Source organism: Rhodococcus sp. NPDC019647 (genome assembly GCF_044389235.1).
Lineage (GTDB): Bacteria > Actinomycetota > Actinomycetes > Mycobacteriales > Mycobacteriaceae > Rhodococcus_F > Rhodococcus_F oxybenzonivorans.
Genome location: NZ_JBIRXS010000006.1, coordinates 354,699 through 374,321 on the forward strand (window position 1 = coordinate 354,699; position 19,623 = coordinate 374,321).

Annotated in this window: 14 protein-coding genes and 1 pseudogene; 7 read left to right on the plus strand and 8 right to left on the minus strand. The window is 67.7% G+C overall.

Annotated elements, in window-relative coordinates:
* Positions 1–26 precede the first annotated feature (26 nt).
* A complete protein-coding gene (locus ACH49N_RS15710; RefSeq protein WP_159924139.1) occupies positions 27–1,229 on the plus strand; it encodes a polysaccharide biosynthesis protein in 1,203 nt (400 codons plus the stop codon).
* A 121-nt stretch (positions 1,230–1,350) separates the two neighbouring features.
* Here ACH49N_RS15710 and ACH49N_RS15715 read toward each other — a convergent pair whose 3' ends face one another.
* Positions 1,351–2,499 (minus strand): DUF3068 domain-containing protein, encoded by a 1,149-nt coding sequence (locus ACH49N_RS15715; RefSeq protein WP_109333274.1) that lies wholly within the window; start codon positions 2,497–2,499, stop codon positions 1,351–1,353.
* Between the two features lie 220 nt (positions 2,500–2,719).
* Here ACH49N_RS15715 and ACH49N_RS15720 point away from each other — a divergent pair.
* A pseudogene (locus ACH49N_RS15720) lies at positions 2,720–3,784 on the plus strand (acyltransferase family protein); the annotation flags it as partial.
* 23 nt (positions 3,785–3,807) lie between these two features.
* On the opposite strand, the gene ACH49N_RS15725 reads toward ACH49N_RS15720, so the two are convergent.
* The 4 genes from ACH49N_RS15725 to ACH49N_RS15740 all read right to left on the minus strand — a co-directional run bounded on the left by ACH49N_RS15725 (position 3,808) and on the right by ACH49N_RS15740 (position 10,091).
* Positions 3,808–8,127: an alpha-(1->3)-arabinofuranosyltransferase gene (locus ACH49N_RS15725; RefSeq protein WP_358276809.1), complete on the minus strand. Its 4,320-nt coding sequence runs from the start codon at positions 8,125–8,127 to the stop codon at positions 3,808–3,810.
* A gap of 46 nt (positions 8,128–8,173) precedes the next feature.
* On the minus strand, positions 8,174–8,347 hold the full coding sequence (locus ACH49N_RS15730; protein ID WP_159924141.1) for a DUF2613 domain-containing protein: 174 nt from the start codon (positions 8,345–8,347) through the stop codon (positions 8,174–8,176).
* A 140-nt stretch (positions 8,348–8,487) separates the two neighbouring features.
* Positions 8,488–9,579, minus strand: coding sequence for an isochorismate synthase (locus ACH49N_RS15735; RefSeq protein WP_358276797.1), 1,092 nt, complete (start codon positions 9,577–9,579; stop codon positions 8,488–8,490).
* 41 nt (positions 9,580–9,620) lie between these two features.
* Positions 9,621–10,091 (minus strand): universal stress protein, encoded by a 471-nt coding sequence (locus ACH49N_RS15740; protein ID WP_358276798.1) that lies wholly within the window; start codon positions 10,089–10,091, stop codon positions 9,621–9,623.
* 116 nt (positions 10,092–10,207) lie between these two features.
* On the opposite strand from ACH49N_RS15740, the gene ACH49N_RS15745 reads away from it, so the two are divergent.
* Together ACH49N_RS15745 and ACH49N_RS15750 are read left to right on the plus strand one after the other, a co-directional pair.
* On the plus strand, positions 10,208–11,389 hold the full coding sequence (locus tag ACH49N_RS15745) for a glycoside hydrolase family 3 N-terminal domain-containing protein (protein WP_358276799.1): 1,182 nt from the start codon (positions 10,208–10,210) through the stop codon (positions 11,387–11,389).
* Positions 11,390–11,575: 186 nt separating this feature from the next.
* Entirely contained in the window at positions 11,576–12,175 is a 600-nt protein-coding gene (locus ACH49N_RS15750; protein WP_159924147.1) for a TetR/AcrR family transcriptional regulator, read from the plus strand.
* Positions 12,176–12,227: 52 nt separating this feature from the next.
* On the opposite strand, the gene ACH49N_RS15755 is transcribed toward ACH49N_RS15750, so the two are convergent.
* Together ACH49N_RS15755 and ACH49N_RS15760 are read right to left on the minus strand one after the other, a co-directional pair.
* Positions 12,228–13,091 (minus strand): MaoC/PaaZ C-terminal domain-containing protein, encoded by an 864-nt coding sequence (locus ACH49N_RS15755; RefSeq protein ID WP_358276800.1) that lies wholly within the window; start codon positions 13,089–13,091, stop codon positions 12,228–12,230.
* Positions 13,091–14,437 (minus strand): 3-oxoacyl-ACP reductase, encoded by a 1,347-nt coding sequence (locus ACH49N_RS15760; protein ID WP_317768728.1) that lies wholly within the window; start codon positions 14,435–14,437, stop codon positions 13,091–13,093. Before ACH49N_RS15760 ends, ACH49N_RS15755 begins: the two co-directional genes overlap by 1 nt.
* A gap of 131 nt (positions 14,438–14,568) precedes the next feature.
* Here ACH49N_RS15760 and ACH49N_RS15765 point away from each other — a divergent pair, with 131 nt between their 5' ends.
* The 3 genes from ACH49N_RS15765 to ACH49N_RS15775 all read left to right on the plus strand — a co-directional run bounded on the left by ACH49N_RS15765 (position 14,569) and on the right by ACH49N_RS15775 (position 18,749).
* Positions 14,569–15,915, plus strand: coding sequence for an acetyl-CoA C-acetyltransferase (locus ACH49N_RS15765; RefSeq protein ID WP_109333256.1), 1,347 nt, complete (start codon positions 14,569–14,571; stop codon positions 15,913–15,915).
* Positions 15,916–16,245: 330 nt separating this feature from the next.
* Positions 16,246–18,456 carry a VanW family protein gene (locus tag ACH49N_RS15770; protein ID WP_358276801.1) on the plus strand — a complete coding sequence of 737 codons (2,211 nt, stop codon included), beginning with the start codon at positions 16,246–16,248 and terminating at the stop codon, positions 18,454–18,456.
* Between the two features lie 143 nt (positions 18,457–18,599).
* Complete coding sequence (locus ACH49N_RS15775; protein WP_358276802.1) at positions 18,600–18,749, plus strand: hypothetical protein; 150 nt, start codon at positions 18,600–18,602, stop codon at positions 18,747–18,749.
* A 15-nt stretch (positions 18,750–18,764) separates the two neighbouring features.
* Here the strand turns inward: ACH49N_RS15775 and ACH49N_RS15780 are convergent, their stop codons facing one another.
* Positions 18,765–19,610 (minus strand): ISL3 family transposase, encoded by an 846-nt coding sequence (locus ACH49N_RS15780; protein WP_397504682.1) that lies wholly within the window; start codon positions 19,608–19,610, stop codon positions 18,765–18,767.
* Positions 19,611–19,623: the final 13 nt, after the last annotated feature.

Consider the following 19,623-nt stretch of genomic DNA (forward strand, 5'->3'; position numbering starts at 1 on the left):
TCGGCTCGTCCGCCGCGTAGTGCATCATGGGGCGCATGACCCGCCAGAGCCTCACCACCTCGGCAGTCGCCGGAGTGACGATGGTGACGGCCGGGTCGATGGTCGCGAACGTCGCGTCCTACCTGCTGCATCTTCCGGCCAGCCGCTGGCTCGGGCCGGCCGGTTACGGCGAGTTCGCGAGCCTGCTGGCCGCCCAGCTGGTTCTGGCCGTGCCTGCGCTCGCGCTGCAGACCGTCGTTGCGCGCGAAGTGGTCCGGGGCCGGGGTGCGCATGCGGTGCGTCAACTCGGCTATCGATGCGCCGTCATCGTCGGAATCGCGGCGCTTCTCCTCGCACCTGGAGTGGCATGGGCACTGGAGACGGGCATGCTCGCCACCGTCTCCGCGTTGATCACCGCGCCGGTGCTGGTCCTGCTCGCCACCGAACAGGGACTCCTGCAGGGCGCCGCGCGTTTCGGTCCCCTCAGCATCGTCCTCGCCGGCGCCGGGATAGCGAAGGTCGTCCCCGCCGTCGTGGTCCTCGCCGTGGGCGGAGGACCGGGATTCGCGCTCGCCGCCAGTGCAGTCGGAACGGGCGTCGTCGCTCTGGCCGCGCGAGTGTTCGCCGACCCGGACCCGGCCGGGGCGACGAGCACACCCATCGGAGTCGCGGCCGTCCTGAAGGCGTCGCAGGTGCAGTTGGCGCTGATCGCGTTGTCGTCGATGGACCTCGTCCTCGCCCGCATAGTCCTCAGCAACGACGACGCCGGTCTCTACGCCCTCGGCGCGGTCGCGACCAAAGCCGCGTTCTGGCTTCCACAGGCGGTCGGTGTGGTGCTGTATCCCCGGATGGCCAACCCAGCACACTCCGTGCAGGCCGTCCGATCGGCGATCGCCGTCCTGGTCGGCCTCGGCGCCGTCTTGGTCGCGGTCGTCGCAGTGAGCGCCCCGCTGGTCCCACTCCTCGTCGGCGAGGCGTACCAGCCGGTGCAGTCACTGCTGTGGCTGTTCGCCCTCCAAGGTGCCTGCCTGGCGGTGCTCCAAGGTGCCCTGCTGTCCGCCATCGCCGGGGAGCGAACGTACCTGGCAGTCATTGCCTGGATCGGATTCGCCGTCGAGATGGCCGGCATGCTCACCCTCGCCTCCACCGTCGGTCAGTTCATCGGTGTGGCCGTCACCGTTGCGGCGAGCACCGCGGTGGTCGCAAGCGTTCTCGCGGTCCGGAGCGCCCGGCACGCGGTAGCGGTCTAGGTCGCTCGCTCGGGTCGCTTCGTGCGGCACCCAGCCCACCGGCCGCGGACACGACGAAGGGGACCCCGGTTATTTCCGAGGTCCCCTTCGTCGTGTCTACGTGGTGTCCGGGTGGACTGCTCTACCGCTGGTCGTACCTGCGCGGATCGGCGACCGGAATTTCTTCGGTCTTGTCCGTGGTCCAGTCGTGCTGTTCCGTCGGCGCGTCCGAACCTTCATAGTGGCGTCCACCTTCCGCGGGGGGTACGCCACCGCCGGTGGTCCGGGCCGGCTGCGGGCCCTTGCCGCCGCGGAGTCCGAGGATGATGCCCGCGATCAGTGCGATGAGGCCGAGGATGCCCGCGATGATCGGGACGGTGCGCCCGAAGGTGCTGATCTTGTCCATTCCGTCACGGGCCTGCTGAACCTGGTACTCGATGGTCTCCTCGTTGAAGGGCAGTTCGACCTTGAGGACGTCGATTTCGGGCCGGGCCTTGTTGCGGGCGTAGTACTGGTGCAGCTGCTCCTGGCCCTTGACCACGACACCGGTTTCGGGCTCGACCCACAGGTCGCGGACGTTGGTGTACCAGCGCGTCATGGTGACGGGCAGCGTGCCGCCGGGGACGCCCCAGGCTTCGGCGGGCAGGGTCAGCTTGTTGGTGGGCGAGTTGACCACCTTCGACAGATCGACCGGCTCGATGGTCTGGTTGTAGTGGTACACCTTCAGGCCGTTGATCTCCGTCTCCTCGACGAAGTTGATGTCCTGCGTGGCGCGAGCGCTGAGGTCGAAGTAGGGGTAGCTCTTCTGCTCCGCGTTGAACGGGAACTTGTACTGCAGTCCGTCGCGCGGAACTTCCTCGGCAGGCTGGTTGGGCTGCGTCTGGATGGTGCCGACCGGGTCGTTCGTCGGCATCGACGTCTGGCGGTCGACGGTGTTGCGGTCGACGATCGCGGACAGCAGGCCGGTGTCGCCCTGCTTGTCGGTGCGCCGCAGTGTCTGCCCCGCCTGCAGAGTGACGACGTCCGCGTTCGCGGGGTCTTCGGTGGTGACGTAGCGCTGTGACACCAGTGGAACGTTCGTGTTTACTTCGGCCTTGCCTGCGAGGAGAGCCTGCGAATTGAGTACGCTGCCGGAGCCTTCGGCAATCGTCGTCACTTCGAGGTCCAACGGCGTCTTCTCCAACTTGCCCACCGTGTAGGTGGGAATGAGTATGGCGACGGCCAAGAGGAAGGCACCGAGGCCCACCAGAATGCAAGCAAGTATCCGGCTCGGCCCTGAGCGCTCCGCCATGCTGTCTCTCCTAACCCAATTCTGTCGATTGAGATTCCCCCACCGGCAGCATGGCTGCACGGATCGCATGGAGCCCACATCGACACCACGTGAGGCAAAACACTAACAGTCCCGAAGGCCCATTTGCCCCATCGGATAGTAAACGCACCGGCGCTTCTCCAGCGAAGTGACACGGGCGCAGTTTTCCGTCTCGAGGCCGGGACCAGGCACACTGTTGTTGATGACCAGTTCAGTTCCGACCTCGGAGGCGCCGGTGCCCGCCGAGACCCGCGACACACCTCGAGGGTTCATTCCCGCTCTCGAGGGAATGCGTGGGCTCGCCGCTCTCGGTGTGCTGGTGACGCATGTCGCCTTCCAGACTGGAGCGACGCACACCGCGGTTTTGGGTCGGATCTGGGGACGGTTCGATCTGGCGGTGGCTGTGTTCTTCGCGCTGTCGGGGTTTCTGTTGTGGCGCGGGCACGCCGGGGCCGCACGGGGCTTGGGACCCGCGCAGGGAATGGTGCGGTACTGGTTGTCGCGGGCCACGCGCATCCTGCCCGCCTACTGGGTCGCGGTGGCGGTCGTCCTTACTTTCCTCCCCACCGCGCACGCGAGTTTCCGCACCTGGTGGGCGAATCTCGGTCTCGTGCAGGTGTTCGTGCCGCTGACCCTCACGGACGGGCTCACCCAGATGTGGAGCCTGTCGGTGGAGGTGGCGTTTTATCTGGTGCTTCCTCTTCTGGCCTTCGCGTTGGTCCGACTGCGGGGCTCGGCCGCCCGACTGCGGATTCCCGCGATCACGGCCCTCATCGCGGTGAGCCTGACGTGGGCCTTCCTGCCGATCCCGGCGCCGGAGGGCATCCATCACGACAATTGGTTGCCCGGATACCTGCCGTGGTTCGGCGCGGGGATGGTGCTGGCCGAGTTGTCGGTGTGCCCACCCGGGCGGATGCACCGCTGGGCACGGCACCGGGTCGCGATGTTTCTGGTCGCGGCGGTGGCCTTCGGTCTCACCACCACCGAGCTCGCCGGGCCGGAGGGGCTGGTACGACCGGAACCGTGGCAATACGCCATCAAGATGGCTCTCGGTGCCGTGATGAGCTTCGCGCTGATGGCTCCGCTGGTGTTGTCCGACACGTCGCGTCACCGATTCCTGGCCAGTCCCGTTGCTCTGGCCGTCGGCCGTTGGTCGTACGGAATCTTCATCTGGCACCTGGCGGTGCTCTCGATCGTCTTTCCGGTGTTCGGTCTCGTGCCGTTCGCCGGGCACTTCGTCTACGTACTGATCCTCACCGCGGTGCTCAGTATTGCGGTGGCCTCGGCCAGCTACGCGCTGGTGGAGGAACCTGCACGGCGCGCGGTCATCCGGTGGAACACCCGCCGCGCGGCCGCGGAACCACCGACGGGCAGCACGGCGAGTCCGGCGGCGATCAACGCCACCAGCACCGGGAACTGAACGAGGAACGAGTGCCCCACGTATCCACCGGGCGCACGCCACGGTCCCGTGGAGAGCATCGCCACCCCGAGCATCGTGGAGGCACCTGCCACACCGACGAGAACCCTTGCGGTGGTGGCAGATCCGCGTAGCCGGATCAGGCCGGCGGCGAGCGCGGTCAGCAGGATGGTTGTCGCGCCGCCGACCGGTCCGGCGATCACCGTCGACGCCACGAGAAGTCCCAGCCATCCGCCTGTCGCGCTGCCCCATGTCCTCGGTGCGGCGCCGGGGTTCCGGACTGCTTCTCGTGCGCGCCGAGGCAGGCATGCCGCTGCGATCAGCGGGACGAGGAGCAGCAGCCCACCGAAGATGCCCAGGCGGTACCAGCGGTCGGTGGGGAAGTCGAGGGTGACGGTGCCCTCTGTTCCGGCCGGCAGGATCCATCCCTGCTGCCACCCGTCGACGACGACGGGGGCAAGTTCGCGTCCGTCCGGTGCGGTGGCGATCCAGCCGACATTGGTGCTCTCGGGGACGACGACCAGGCGATCGGATTCCGACCGGGGAACGGCAAGTTCTCGATGATTCTCCGTCCAGGCGGTGGTCGACATCTGTTCGGCGGGCACCGCACGCGCGCCCGTCCCCGCGTCGAGGCGGAGATCGTCGACGAAGAAGGCCGACCCGGGTTGCACGAAAACGTCCTGCGCGCCGGCGGCGAGCGGAACGGCGGCGGGCGAATCGCACAGCGTGGCCGGCGCGGGGTCACCCGACAGCAACTGTTCCGCGGTGGTGGAGATGCTCGTGCGCACGAGGCGTCCGGCGACCGAGATCACCGGGCCCTCCTCGCAGGGCACCGAGACGGGGTGGTCACCGGAATCGTCGCTGGGGCCCGACCCCGGCAGCAGGGCGCCGTCCGCACCCAGCACCCCGACCTCGGCGAGCCCCGCGGGTTGCAGCTGCGCGAAGCCGAGGGCGTTCTGATCGAGAACGTCCTGCCACGACACCAGGCTGAGCACGATCCGATCCGTCACGCGGGGTTCCACGGCGACGGTGAGATCGTCGCCGATGTCTCGGACCTGAGGGCCGTCGCCGAGGTCGACGGCGACCGTCGTCGGAGCGGCGGGTATGGCTCCTGCGCTGGGGGTCAGCTCGAGGCCTGTGACGAGTGTGGGCTCCGGAAGGCGAAGGGTGAGTGTGGGTTTCGCCCCCTTGCCGCTGGTGGTGTCCTGCATGGCCGACCAGCTGGTCCGCGGGTCACCGTCGGTGGCGGCGAAGGCGGATCCGCGGAGATCGCCGATGTTGCTCGTGCCGTGCGCAGTCGGTCGGTCCGGGCGGGTCAGAAGCTCTTCGAGCGCGGCGCCGTGGCGTGCCCGCACTGTGAGTTGCGGTGTGACGGCGGTGGGGGCGGGCACCGACAAGGTGCGCTGGAAAGTGCCGGCCTCTTCCGGTGGCAGCGCGAAGGCGTTGCTGCAGCGGACACGGTCGGGGGACTCGGCGCAGGCATTGCGGCCGGGTAACTCCTGGGTGAGGTTCCACCCGGACACCGACGCGCCGTCGGGGGTGGGAGGCAGCACCGTGCGGTATCGGATGGGGACGGTCACGGGTGGGGCGTCGCGGCGGGAAAAATCCTGCACCGACACCTCGCTGATCCCGAATTGAGTTCCGGGGGAACCGTTTTCGGTGCGGGTAGCGGTGATCCGCACCCACGGAGTGTCGCCGCCCGGGACGGACACCGTGATCGGTTTCCCGGGTGCATCCACCTTGACGGCGGTGCTGCCGTTGGGTGTGGACACCTCCATCCAGCGGACTGGGGCGCCGATGGCCGCTGGGCTCGTTGTGATCTGCAGCAGGGAGCTCGTCGGAGGAGTGTCGAAGTCGATCTGAAGCCACTGGCCGAGCGCCCGCTCGATGCCGTTGCTGAACCAGCCCGTCGCGGGGTCACCGTCCACGGTAGCGGCGGCACTGCTGGCAGGTGAGGTTCCGCCCAGCTGTGTGGCGTCGGACGCGGCACTGGACACGCTGAGCCGGGCACCTTCCCACTTGCCCTCGACCAGCGGTGTATCGGCGACCGGATAGTCGGGTACGAGGTTGTGAGTGCGGCGCGCGTCCTCCGGGGACCGCAGCGCCGAGCTGTGGTTGTCGACCTGACCGTAATCGGTCTCGCGGTTCCGGGGAGTGTCGGTGACGGTGACGTCGTGCACCGGCAACCCCGCCCGCTGGGCATCGGCCGCGAGGAGCACCGGCCCCGCCCCGGGAAGGGTCCCGGTCTCCCGCAAGCGCTGCAGCGACTCCGGGCCACCCTGCACGAGCGGGACGTCGTCGAGGTCGGCGGTGTACGGCCCGCTCGGCGCCGGGGAGCCGTCCGGCATCGACACCGCGAAGATCTCGATGGCCGGGTACCGGGGCCGGAGATCGCTGTCGATCACGAGGCCGTTCACCTCGCCGGGCCCGATGTCCTCGCCGAATTCGGCCACCCGGGTCAGACCGGGTGAGCCGGTGACCGCTTGGTGGGCCATGATCGGTCGCGTCGACCGCGACGTGTCCGGATCGAGATCGTTGCGGAGTACCAGGTAGTGGATGCCCTGGCCGAGCAACGTGGGTGCCAGACCGTCCGACGGGCGGCCGTCGGTGATGAGGCGCTGGACCGAGTCCATCGCGCGGATCGTGCCGGGCGGGGTGAGCGGGACCGCGTCGCGGGACGCCCACGGTGTTGTTGCCAGCGCCTGGATCGGTTCGTCGCGGGTCAGACCCCACACCTGACTGCCGAAAGGCGCACCCGGTACGACGAGTGCTCGCTCGGCGTCGGACCCGTCCGGGCTCATTCCGCCGGCGTTGTGCTCGAGCCAGGTCGCGGCCTGCTGCCAGTAGTCGGGCACTTCCGGATAGGTCCCGCGCGGTGCGAGTTTCCCCGTCCAGGCCAGGGAGGTGGCGAGCGTCAGGGCGACGAGGACCAGGCTGGTGACCGCGACCATCGGTTCGCGTTCGGGATGAGCGAGGGCGCGGCGCCACCGTACCGCCGGGACCGAACCCGGCAAGGGCACCTGGGCGAGCAGATGAGCGAGTCCGAGGACCAGTGGTAGCCGCACCAGCGGCTCGAGCTTGTGCACGTTGCGCAGCGGAGCGCCGGTGGAGTCGAGGAACAGACGCACGTGTTCCGCGACGGGAGATCCGAGCTCACCGATGTAACCGGCGGCCAGTCCGGTGACGCCGACGAACAGGATGAGCACGAGGCGTCCGCGCGCAGGCATCGCGCGCATGCACAGTCCCGCCAGCCCGGCCGCCGCGATGACTCCGGTGGCGGCAACCGCGGCGGGCTGGGTGACGAGGACGGCACCGGCGATGCGCTCGGGGGAGACGAACGGCGTCCAGCTGTCGGTGCCGCGGAGGATCTCGGCGAGCGAGGTCCACTGGGTGGTCACCCCGGACGATTCGATGTAGTCGAGGAACGGCGGGCTCACCGTCCCGAGGAGCAGGAGCGGAACTATCCACCACAGGGTGGCGAGTGCGAGAAACGGAAACCACCACACGGTGAACGTCCACCAGCGTCGGTTGGGCCGGTGCGATATCCACCAGAGGCCCGCCACCAGGCATGCTGCGGCGGTCGCGACGGCATTCACCGCACCCATCAGCGCCACCGCCAGCGCCGACTGTGCCGCCAGCCGCGCAGGTGAACGCGACAGCAGCGGGGAGCGGACTGCGGGACTCGGATTGCCGAACGCGACGACGAGCGGCAGCAGAACCCACGGGGCCAGCATCATCGGCAGAGTTTCCGAGGAGATCGAGCCGAGGGTGGTGAGGACGCGCGGGGAAAGTGCGAAGGCGATTCCGGCGATGACGCGCGATGACCGACTCCCGACGCCGAGGGCCTCCGCGAGACGGACGATGCCCCAGAACCCGGCCACGAGTAGCAGGGCCCACCACACGCGTTGGGTTATCCAGGGAGGAATGCTGAGGACGTCGCCGAGCGCGAAGAAGGCACCGTGCGGAAAGAAGTACCCGTAGGCCTGGTTCTGGACCTGGCCCATCGGCGCCTGGCTGCTCCACTGATGTGCAGCCCGTTCGAGGAATCCGATCGGATTCTGGGTGAGGTCATATTTGGTGTCGGCCGCGAGCCGGCCGGGAGTTTGTAGAAACGAGAGAAAGAACGCTACGACAGAGGCGCCGAACAACCACCGTCGGGACAGAGGCTCCACCGAGGGGGCCATGGACGACATGGCCACCGGCTCGGAGGTAGTGCGGGAACTCGCGAAGCCGGCGCTCTCAGCGGCTGCCGTACTCAACCTGGTTCAGCAGTGAGGAGTCTGCGTTGCCGCTCCGGTCGATCTCGGGGCGGGTGTTGTCCTGTGCCGCTGCCGTGATGCCGAAAGTCGCCACAGCGCCGAGAGCAACACCGGCCACAGCGCTGATCACACCGGGCACCAGGAACTTCGCCATCTCACATCTCCCACCGTCGTGCCATCGACGCGCGCGACTTACCGCCGCGTACGAATTGCTCGGGCCAAGGTATCACTCGCGGCCCGTCTGGCTGGTCATTGGTGCCTTTCCCGCAGGTCCGGCGAGTGCGAGTGGCGGCGTCAGTCTTCGGAGACCACGCCGAGCGCTCCGAGGAGGGTGCGGAGCTTGGCAGTCGTCTCGTCCAGCTCGGATCGAGGGTCCGATCCGGCGACGATCCCGCCGCCCGCGGTCGCGAGCACCTCGAGGCCGTCGGCGGTGATCTCGGCGCAGCGGATGGCTACCACCCAGTCGCCGTCTCCCTGCGCGTCGCACCATCCGACGGCGCCGCCGTAGAACCGCCGTTCCTCTTCCACCTCGCGAATGGCGGCCAGCGCCAGGTCGGAAGGGGTGCCGCACACGGCGGGGGTGGGATGCAGCAGTGTCGCCAGGGTGAGTGCGTCGGTCGCCGGGTCGCGCAGCAGCCCCAGGATCGGTGTCGCGAGATGCCACACCTCGTGAGTGCTGGTCAGGACGGGCGCGTCGGGGACGGTCAGTTCTGTGCACAGCGGGGCGAGGACCTCCTCGATCCAGGCGGTGACGAATGCGTGCTCGGCCAGGTTCTTCGTCGAGTCCAGGAGCCCGCGACCTTCGTGTTCATCGGCGGCGGGATCGGTGCGCCGTGGCGCGGTCCCGGCGAGGGGACGGCAGGTGATCGAGCGGCCGCGACGGCTGATCAACATTTCGGGGCTCGCACCGACCAGGCTGTGGCCGCGAAAACCGTCGCCGGCCGACGTGAGGTCGACGGCGAACCCGTTGGCCAGGGGGTTCGACTGAATCAGCCTCGCCGCCAACGCCTCCGGATCGACCGGTGTCTCCGACGCCAGGACGACGCTGCGCGCGGCCACCACCTTTCCCAGCGCGCCGCTCCGCAGGCGGTCGACGAGAGCACCGACCCGGGCTACGTGTTCAGCCGGCTCGGGTACCTGCCGAGCCACGCGGACGGCCGGGAGGCGCTCCACGCGAGGGGGCCGCCACGGGCCGCTCGTGACTTCCGACCAGACGGGAGCGGTCAGCGCAGCCGGACGGGCGGGATCGAAGGGCAGTGCGCCCACGACGAGTTCGGTGTCACCGTCGGCGAGCGCGGTGATCGCCGCCGACGCGGAGTCGTATCTACTGCGGGCGCCGACCGTGCGTAACGTCCGGTCGGCGCGGGAGAGGAGGAAGCCGTCCATGGTGCTGCCGACAGTAGTCGGCCGGCGCAGCCCTCATCCGATCACTTGCCGCAGGGCGGCACGATCAGCACGGGACGGTGACTGTGCCGCAGCACGTGATCGGCGACGCTGCTCTGCAGCAGGGACCGCAGTCCCGTCGTACCCCGGGTCCCTGTGACGATGATGTCCACGCCGAGTTCGTCGGCGGTCTCGACGATTGCCGTCCAGATCGTGGTGGTGCATTCGATGGTTCGGCCTTGCGTGGTCAGTCCGGCGGCCTCGGCGAGTTCGATACCTTCGGCGTTGGTGACCTTGGCGTCCAAGAAGGCGACATCCTCGGTCTCCTCGTCGGGAACCCACTCGGGCTGCATCACCCCGGACAGTCCCGACATGCGTGCGGCCTGACGGACCATCGGTTCCCATACCGTCACCAGCACAGCGCGATTGGACGCGAGAAAGCGGCCCGCGCACTGCACGGCGCGTTTGGCGTTGTCGGATCCGTCGTAAGCGATCAACATCAGACCTGCAGGCACGACGACCTCCTGGAAAAGGGACCTTTCGCCCACCAGATTACCAAGAGTGCCGGTCTTGACAGGAGATTCGGACTGGCCGGGACGACGATTCCGGTCACTGGGCTACCGTCGGGGGCATGCGGATCAAGTATGCCCTTGCGCTCGTCGCCTGTACCGGCCTGGTCGCCGGGTGCTCCTCGGGCGGTGACACTGCCGCGCCGTCCTCCTCCACGGCACCGTCCTCGACACCGTCGTCCCCGACCACGGCGGAGCCGGCCTCGCATACCGATGTGCCCACTGCCGCGCCGGTGTCGTGCGAAACGAACTTCCTGCAGTCTCTGCCGTTGCGGCGCAAGCTCGCTCAGTTGCTGAACGTCGGCGTGACGGGGACCGCTGACGCCGCTCAGGTGGTGCGGAACGAGCAGGTGGGTGGCATCTTCATCGGCAGCTGGACCGATGAGGCCATGCTCGCCGGCCGGGAGGTTCCGCAGGTGGCGTCGGCTTCCGCGCTGCCACTGATGGTGACCATCGACGAGGAGGGCGGCCGCGTGTCGCGCGTCGAGGACCTGCTCGGGCCGGACCCCTCTGCGCGGAAGACCGCAGCCACCATGTCCGAGGAAGAGACCTATCGGATGGCTCTGGAGCGGGGGCGCGGGCTGAAGGATCTCGGAGTGACCGTCAACTTCGCGCCCGACGTCGATGTGAGCTCCCAGCCCGACGACAGTGTGATCGGTGACCGCTCCTATTCCGACGATCCGGCGGTCGTCACCCGGTACGCCGACGCGTACGCCCGCGGCATGCGCGACGCCGGAATTCTGCCGGTGATCAAGCACTTCCCCGGTCACGGGTCGGCCTCGGGCGACTCGCACACCGGAGCAGTCACCACTCCGCCGCTCGAGCAGCTGCAGACGTACGATCTGGTTCCGTATCGGGACCTCGTCACCACGGGCGTCGGTGTCATGCTGGGCCACCTCGAGGTGCCCGGGCTGACCGCCCCCGGCATTCCGGCCAGCATCAGTCCCGATGCCGTGGCCCTGCTGCGCGGGGGAACCGGCTACGGCGCCCCTCCGTTCACGGGTCCGATTTTCACCGACGACCTCAGCGGTATGCAGGCGATCACCGACCGCTACGACATCACCGAGGCGGTCGAGACGTCACTGGCGTCCGGCGTCGACATCGCGCTCTGGCTCACCACCGACGACGTCCCGCGTGTGCTCGACCACCTCGAAAGCGCTGTGGCCTCGGGCAAGTTGCCGCAGCAACGGGTCGACGACGCGGTGCTGACCGTGGCGCGCGCGAAGGGTGCCTTGCCCTGCTAGTGGGCGCCCACAGGCTTCGGGTCGGCCTGCGAAGGTCGGCTCGAACCGGGCCCTCCCGGAGTGCCCCGGGTGAGCGGCCAGTACAGTGTGCCCTGATCCGTGGCTGCGTAGAAGTTCGTTCGCCAGGTGGGGCCCGTTTTCTTACCGTAGAGTAAGATAGCGGGTTCGACGAATATTGGAGGACGAATGGCCGGCGGCACCAAGCGATTGCCTCGCGCAGTGCGCGAGCAGCAGATGCTGGATGCGGCCGTCGACGTCTTCTCCGACAGGGGCTTTCACGAGACCTCGATGGACGCGATCGCCGCCAAAGCGGCAATTTCCAAGCCGATGCTCTACCTGTATTACGGTTCCAAGGACGAGTTGTTCGCCGCATGCATCCAGCGTGAGGGTCTGCGTTTCGTCGAGGCGCTCGCGCCGGCCGCAGATCCCGGACTCAGTCCGCGTGAGCAGCTGCGCCGGGCACTCGAGGGCTTTCTCGGCTTCGTCGGAGCGCACCGCAAGTCGTGGATGGTGCTGTACCGGCAGGCGATGGGTCAGCAAGCGTTCGTGGGATCGGTGCAGTCGAGCCGCGACCGGTTGATCGAATTGACCGCGCACCTGCTGCAGTCCAGCACCAAGGACCCGGATCCGGGCCAGGACTTCGAACTCATCGCCATCGCCCTGGTCGGTGCCGGTGAGGCAGTCGCCGACCGGGTGGCCGGCGGCGAGGTCGAGGTGCATGCGGCGGCCGACCTGCTGGAGTCGCTGGCGTGGCGGGGTCTCGCCGGCAAGAAGAAGTCCGACTGAACGAACGGGACGTCGGTTCGATCAGATCGAACCGACGTCCCGTTCGTACTCGTCAGCGCAGCGTCGCCGAGAGGTGTGGATACCCCTTCTTCGGGTGCTTGAGCGACAACTCCCAGCCTTCACCCGTATGGTCGGCGTAGACATTCAGTGTGGCCGGCAACAGGATGGGCTTGCCGAAGCGCACGCTGTAGGTGACGGCCTCGGGAATCCGGCCCTCCACGGAACCGAGCACGGCGGCGGCACTCCACATGCCGTGCGCGATGGTCTTCGGGAAGCCGAAGGCCTTGGCGCCCAACGTCGACACGTGAATCGGGTTGCGATCGCCCGACACCCCGGCGTACTTGCTGATCGTCTTCTGGTCGACCCGCAGCGTGCGAAGGGGCGGCGGCGGCACTTCTTCGGGTTTCGGTTCGGGCCCCGGCTGACCGGACAGCGACGTCTTCTGCTGCCGCAGGAAACTCGACGTCTGCCGCCATACCAGTTCGCGTCCCACCCGGATGTCGCTGACCACGTCGATCAGCAGACCCTTGCGATGCTCGCGGAGATTCTCGGCGTGCACCGACACGTCCAGCGGCTCACTCACCGAGATGGGACGAAACTGTTCGATCACGTTCTCGGCGTGGACGGAACCGATGGCGGGGAACGGGAATCCGTCCGAAACCATCAGCTTCATCACGATCGGGAACACCAGCGTGAACGGGTAGGTCAACGGCAGGGTGTCGCCGAAGCGCAGGCCGGTGACCCTGTCGTACGCCGCGAGGTTGTCGGGGTCCACCTTGACACCGCTGAGCGCCAGTGTGGTGTCCGGGGCACGGTCACCGCTCGCCCCGACGACCGGAAGCGCGCTGCGCACGGCGCGGGCGTAGATGTCGAGAGTGCCCGGCATTGCGGGAAGTTCGACCACTTTGCCCGCCATCAGGCGCCCAGCAAGCTCTGGCCGCAGACACGGACGACCTGTCCGGTGACGGCGTTGGACGCGGGATTGGCGAAGTACGCGACCGTCTCGGCGACGTCGACGGTCTGACCGCCCTGCAGCAGCGAGCTCATGCGGCGTCCGGCCTCGCGGGTGGCGAAGGGGATGGCCGCGGTCATGGCGGTTTCGATGAAGCCCGGTGCGACGGCGTTGATGGTGATGTTCTTCTCCGCCAGAACGGGTGCCGATGCTTCGACGAGCCCGATGACGCCGGCCTTGGACGTCCCGTAGTTGGTCTGGCCACGGTTACCGGCGATGCCGGCGATGGAGGACACGTCGATCACCCGGCCGCCTTCCTTCAATGCACCCTTGGCGACCAGCGACTCGGTGATCTTCTGCGGGGCAAGGAGATTGACACCCATCACCATGTTCCACCGGCCCTCGTCCATGTTGGCGAGCGTCTTGTCCCGGGTGATACCGGCGTTGTGGACGATGATGTCGGCGCCGCCGTGGCGTTCGAGGACGTGCTCGGCGAGCTTGTCGGCCGCGTCGGGGGCAGTCACATCCAGGGCGAGGGACGTGCCACCGACCTTGTTGGCCGTCTCGGACAGCGCGTCGCCGGCCGCCGGGATGTCGGCGCAGATGACATGCGCACCGTCGCGGGACAGGACCTCGGCGATGGTGGCACCGATGCCGCGCGCCGCACCGGTGACGATGGCGACCTTGCCCTCGAGCGGCTTGTCCCAGTCCGCGGGGGCGGTGGAATCCTCGGCGCCGACGCGGATGACCTGTCCGCTGACGAACGCCGATTTGGCGGAGAGCAGGAATCGGAGCGTCGACTCCACGCCGGAGAGTCCGGGTGACGCCTTCGGGGAGACGTAGACGAGTTGTGCGGTGGCGCCGCGCTTCACCTCTTTGCCGACGCTGCGGGTGAACCCTTCGAGGGCGCGCTGGGCAACGTGCTCGTCGACGTCGGTCGTCTCTTCCGGAGTGGTCCCGAGGACGACGACGCGAGCGGACGGCGCGAGGTTACGGATGACCGGCTGGAAGAACTCGAACAGCTGCTCGAGTTCGGTGACCTGGCCGATGCCGGTGGCGTCGAACACCAGGGCGCCGAAGTTGTCGTCGGCGGCGGAGGCGGCCGGGTAATCGGAGAGCAGCGCGCGAAGCGGCTCGACCAGGCGGCCCTTGCCCCCGATCAGCACCGGGCCGGCGAGGGGCGGCTCGCCGTGCTTGTAACGCCGCAGGTTCTCGGGCCGGGGCAGGCCCGCCTTCGCGGCGATGAACGCCCCTGGCGCGGAGGACAGAAACTGGGAATAGATGTCGGGAGCTCCCTTGCTGGCTGCCACGGTCCTACCTTCTTCTCGTCGTTTGGCGGTCAGTCACCGAGCACCGAAAGAAGTGCGGTGTCGACAATTAACTTACTCCTGAGTAAGAATAGTAGCCAACAGGTAATCGCACCAGATCCTTGGAGACGTCAGTGACCAGCAAAGCTCGCACCAATTCGAACTCCGACGCGACGCCGAAGCCAGGCGGGAAGCAGCAGCGTCCCGTCGCCATCGTCGGCGGCAATCGCATCCCGTTCGCACGCTCGGACAAGGCGTACGCACAGGCGTCCAACCAGGACATGTTCACCGCGACCCTCGACGGCTTGGTAAGTCGTTTCCATCTGCAGGGCGAGAAGCTCGGACTCGTCGCGGGTGGCGCGGTTCTCAAGCACAGCCGCGACTTCAACCTGATGCGCGAATGTGTGCTCGGCAGCGCGCTCAGCCCGTACACGCCCGCCTTCGACCTGCAGCAGGCGTGCGGTACCGGCCTCCAGTCGATCGTCGCCGTCGGTGACGCGATCGCGGCGGGTCGCATCGACGCCGGCATCGGTGGCGGCGTCGACACGACGTCCGACGCACCGATCGGCGTCAACGACGACCTTCGCGAGTTCCTGCTGTCGCTGAACCGGGCAAAGAGCACGGGCGATCGCATCAAGCTGCTCGCCAACGTGCGGCCGTCGATGCTGGGTATCGAGATCCCCCGCAACGGTGAACCCCGCACCGGCCTGTCCATGGGCGAGCATGCGGCGATCACCGCCAAGGAGTTCGGCGTTCGACGCGAGGACCAGGACGAGCTGGCCGCCGCGAGCCACAAGAACATGGCCGCCGCCTACGACCGCGGATTCTTCGACGATCTGGTAACCCCGTTCCTGGGCCTCACCCGCGACGACAACCTGCGTCCGGGGTCCACCGTCGAGAAGCTGTCCACGCTGAAGCCGGTGTTCGGGGTCAAGGCGGGCGATGCGACGATGACCGCCGGAAACTCCACGCCGCTCACCGACGGAGCGTCCGCGGTCCTGCTGTCGAGCGAGGAGTGGGCGGCCGAGCGCAAGTTGCCGGTCCTGGCCCACCTCGTCGACTCCGAAACCGCGTCCGTCGACTACATCCACGGCAAGGACGGCCTGCTCATGGCCCCCACCTATGCCATCCCGCGGCTGCTGGCCCGCAACGGCCTCACCCTGCAGGACTTCGACTACTACGAGATCCACGAAGCCTTCGCGTCCGTCGTTCTCGCGACGCTACAGGCGTTCGAGTCGGATGAGTACTGCAAGGAGCGTCTGGGGCTCGACGGCGCCCTCGGCTCGATCGACCGCAGCAAGCTGAACGTCAACGGGTCGTCGCTGGCGGCCGGTCACCCGTTCGCGGCGACGGGCGGGCGCATCGTGGCGTCGCTGGCCAAGATGCTTCGCGAGAAGGCCGGCACCAACGGTTCGGCCCGCGGTTTGATCTCGATCTGCGCCGCCGGCGGGCAGGGTGTGACGGCAATCATAGAGGCGTGATTCGACTGGCCTTTCTGGTAGCTGTCAGATCGGAAAGGCCAGTTCGCGCGCGTCCGGCGAAGGGATCCGGCGACGAGGGGTGGTCGAATCCCCGAAAAGTTTCTCCGCAGGTGTAACGCTGGAGATTAGCTGGCGATACTCCCATCAGCCCCGTGTTGCTGCCTGACCCCCGACCTGGCAGCAGCGCGGGGCTCCTGCATTTTCGGCGGCCGGTAGTCTGTCGTGGGGGGTCCGGACCGGAGATCGCTGAAATCGGACGCCGCTTGAAATGCACCGAGCGCCGACGGCAAGCTGAAGCCGGCAACGAAGATACTCGGTGAGAGGGCCACGGTGAACGACGAAGACCGCGAAGCAGGGAGCGCAGCACCCCAACGGTCGACGCCTGATGCTGCTCCCGAGAGCCCGGTATCGCCCGACCCTCAGCCCACACCGCCGGGCGCTGACGACGACGCGCCCACCACTCGACTGGACCTCGGCGATCTGGCAGCACGCCCCGAACCGCTGTGGGTGGAACCTGCGCCCAACGAGGACGAGACCCAGGTGATCCCGGTGATCACACCGGACGCCGCGGGCGGACCGACACAGGCGTACACGGCAGTTCCGGCAGACGACGAACCCACAGTTCTCGCGCCCGCATCTCCGCAAGCGGCGTCTCCGGCGGGTGGAGAACCAACCGGCGACGTCCCACCCCCCGCCGCGCCACCCCCCGCCGCGCCGCCCCCGGCCGTTCTGCCCCTCGACGCGGGTGGTCCGAAGGGGCCCCGGTGGGGAAAGATCGCCGCGGTCATCGGTGGTGTCTTCGCGATCATCGGCATCGCCTACGCCGCCGACCTCGCGATGTCGTCCGGGAAACTGCCGCGCGGAGTGACGGTGGCCGGGGTCGACGTGGGCGGTTCGTCCCGCGCCGACGCCGAAGCCATCCTCCAAGCGCAGGTCGGGCCGCTCGTGAATCAGCCGGTGTCGGTGAAGGCCGGCGACGTATTCGCTGAGCTCGTGCCTGCCCAGGCGGGACTCGACGTCGACTGGCAGGCCACGCTCGAACGGGCCGATGCCCAGCCACTCAATCCGTTCACCCGAGTGGCGTCGTTCTTCACTTCCGACGAGATCGGTGTCGTGTCGACGCGGGACGAGTCCGCGCTGGCGGCTGCCATCGACAACCTGCGGTCCCGCACCGACCGTGCATCCCGCGAGGGCACGGTGGTGTTCGAGGGGCCCACACCTGTCCCCGTCGACCCGTCCGCGGGCCAGAACCTGAACGGCGAGGGCGCCGAGGCGGCAATCGTGGAGAACTGGGCGTTCGGTGGCCCGGTGGAGTTGCCTGTCGACGCGGTGCCGGTGACCGTGACCAAAGAGGGCGTCCAGAGGGCGCTCGACGAGATCGCGGTGCCGGCCGCCTCCGCTGACCTGGTCGTCCCAGGCCGGAACGGCTCGGTCGCAACCCTGCCGCGGCAGCAGATCGGCGCCGTGCTCGGATTCCGCCCGGACGGGAACGGTGGCTTGACGCCCGAGTACAACGTCGACGCTGCGATCGGAATACTCGCACCGCAGCTCGTCTCGACGGAGATCGCACCCAAGGACGCCACGATCACGCTCGACGGGGGATCGCCCCGCGTCGTTCCCGCAGTCGTCGGTGACCTGATCCAGTGGCCCAAGACGTTGGAGACATTGCCGCAGCTCCTCGCGACTCCCGGTTCGCACACCACCCCGGCCGTGTACGGCCCGGTCCCGCCGGCCCTGACCACCGAGGCGGCGCAAGCCCTCGGCGTCAACGAGGTGATCAGCGAATTCACCACCGGCGGCTTCTCCGCGGCTTCGGGTACCAACATCAGGCTGGCGGCCAGCGAAATCAACGGTGCGCTGATCAAGCCGGGCGACACGTTCTCCCTCAACGGACACACCGGTCCGCGTGGAGCCGCTCAGGGTTACGTGGAGTCGGGGATCATCAACAACGGCCGCCCGGATACGGCCGTCGGCGGCGGTGTCAGTCAGGTGGCGACGACGCTCTACAACGCGGCCTACTTCGCCGGCATGGAAGACGTGGCGCACACCGAGCACTCCTACTACATTTCGCGCTATCCGGAGGCGCGGGAGGCCACGGTTTTCGAGGGGGCCATCGATCTCCAGTTCCGCAACACCGCGAAGACCGGGGTCATGATCCAGGCGATCGGCGGCAGTTCCGAACTGACGATCAGGTTCTGGGGCACCAAGACCGTCGACGTCGACTCGATCACCGGCAATCGCACCAGACCCACGACTCCCGATACGGTCACCTTGCCCGCCGGGGATCACTGCATCCCGTCGAGCGGCGCGCCCGGCTTCACCGCCAGCGACACCCGCGTGATCACCGACCGCGCCACCGGCCGGGAGATCTCCCGCAACACCCGGACCGTGCGCTACGACCCCGTGCCGATCGTGAAGTGCGAAGCACCCGAACCTGTCCCCGCCCCCAAGCCCGACGATCGCACCCCCGCGGCGGCCCCCACCTCTCCCTCCGCCACCCCGTCCCCGGCGCCGAAGCCCGACCCCGACGACGGCGAGTAGCCGCACCCCTTCTGGATAAGCGCACTCATTCTCGCGCCCCATTTCGTATGCGGATGCCGAGAAGGGGTGCGGCTGTGCGGGAGTTGTCCACAGATCGAAGATCGGTAATGCGGCTGAAGTGGGCGCCCGCGAGGATCATCGCTATGGAACACGATTCGGCGGAGTTGATTCTGAGGCAGGACGCACTAGCGGCCGGGTTCACAGACGACGAGATACGGCGCCGCTACTCGCGAGGAGAGTGGCGACGGCTCCGTCCCGGCGCGTATCTCGTCGAACCGGCGTGGCTGTCCTGACCCTTTGATGGGCGATTAATGATGTGGCAGAGCTGGGCAGGCCCCTCCTCGGGTCAGTGTCGCCATCGCAATCAGGGCCTCTGGGCTGTGAAATCCGTAGGATCGCTTCGTCAGCGACCGCAGGTGGGTGTTGTTGGCCTCGACGCGGGCATTAGACAGGCCGTATTCGATGGCATTGAGGATCTCGCGGCGATAGCGAACGATGCTCTTAGCCAATCCTACTAGTTCCGGGATTTGACTGTCCTGGGCCATTTGCACCCATGCTCGCAGTCGTACCGAGGCTCTCTTTTTTGAGCCGGAGTAGACGTGTTGCAGTTGTTCTTTCATGACGTAGCCTCGACAGAGTTCGCTGTTTCTGTCTTCGAGGATCTTTGCTCGGACTGAGATCTGCGCGGGGGTGAGTTTCTCGACGTTCTTCAACAATGCCCACCGCAGGTGCCGTCGATCCCGGTCGGTGAATCCCCACAGCCGCGACAACACACGCGACCGTAGTCGGTCCAGAGCCCGCGTCATCCACTGAATCACATGAAACGGATCCATACACCGCTTCACCTGTGGCGCCCTACTACGCACGGTCGACGCGATCCACTTCGCAGCATCAGCACTGATGTGTGTGAGACGGGCTGTGCGTTCTTCACCCAACTCGTCGAAGAATCGATTCAAGGTGCTCTCGTTGTGCCCTTCGGCTGCCCATACGAGTCGGCCTGTGTCGTGATCGACCACCACGGTGAGGTATCGGTGACCTTTACGGTAGGCGATTTCGTCGATCCCCAAGCGCCGCAAACCCTGGAGCCGATCAGTACGCCCGACGGCATCGTCGACGACACGGGTGACGATCCTGGTCACAGATCGCCACGCCACTCGGGCGTACTCA

Excerpts from the sequence above, each read along its gene's own strand:
- ACH49N_RS15735 (WP_358276797.1), bottom strand. The coding sequence starts at position 9,579 with ATGGACGGCTTCCTCCTCTCCCGCGCCGACCGGACGTTACGCACGGTC.
- ACH49N_RS15730 (WP_159924141.1), bottom strand. The coding sequence starts at position 8,347 with ATGGCGAAGTTCCTGGTGCCCGGTGTGATCAGCGCTGTGGCCGGTGTT.
- ACH49N_RS15710 (WP_159924139.1), top strand. The coding sequence starts at position 27 with ATGGGGCGCATGACCCGCCAGAGCCTCACCACCTCGGCAGTCGCCGGA.
- ACH49N_RS15775 (WP_358276802.1), top strand. The coding sequence starts at position 18,600 with ATGGAACACGATTCGGCGGAGTTGATTCTGAGGCAGGACGCACTAGCG.
- ACH49N_RS15725 (WP_358276809.1), bottom strand. The coding sequence starts at position 8,127 with ATGTCGTCCATGGCCCCCTCGGTGGAGCCTCTGTCCCGACGGTGGTTG.
- ACH49N_RS15750 (WP_159924147.1), top strand. The coding sequence starts at position 11,576 with ATGGCCGGCGGCACCAAGCGATTGCCTCGCGCAGTGCGCGAGCAGCAG.
- ACH49N_RS15745 (WP_358276799.1), top strand. The coding sequence starts at position 10,208 with ATGCGGATCAAGTATGCCCTTGCGCTCGTCGCCTGTACCGGCCTGGTC.
- ACH49N_RS15715 (WP_109333274.1), bottom strand. The coding sequence starts at position 2,499 with ATGGCGGAGCGCTCAGGGCCGAGCCGGATACTTGCTTGCATTCTGGTG.
- ACH49N_RS15755 (WP_358276800.1), bottom strand. The coding sequence starts at position 13,091 with ATGGCGGGCAAAGTGGTCGAACTTCCCGCAATGCCGGGCACTCTCGAC.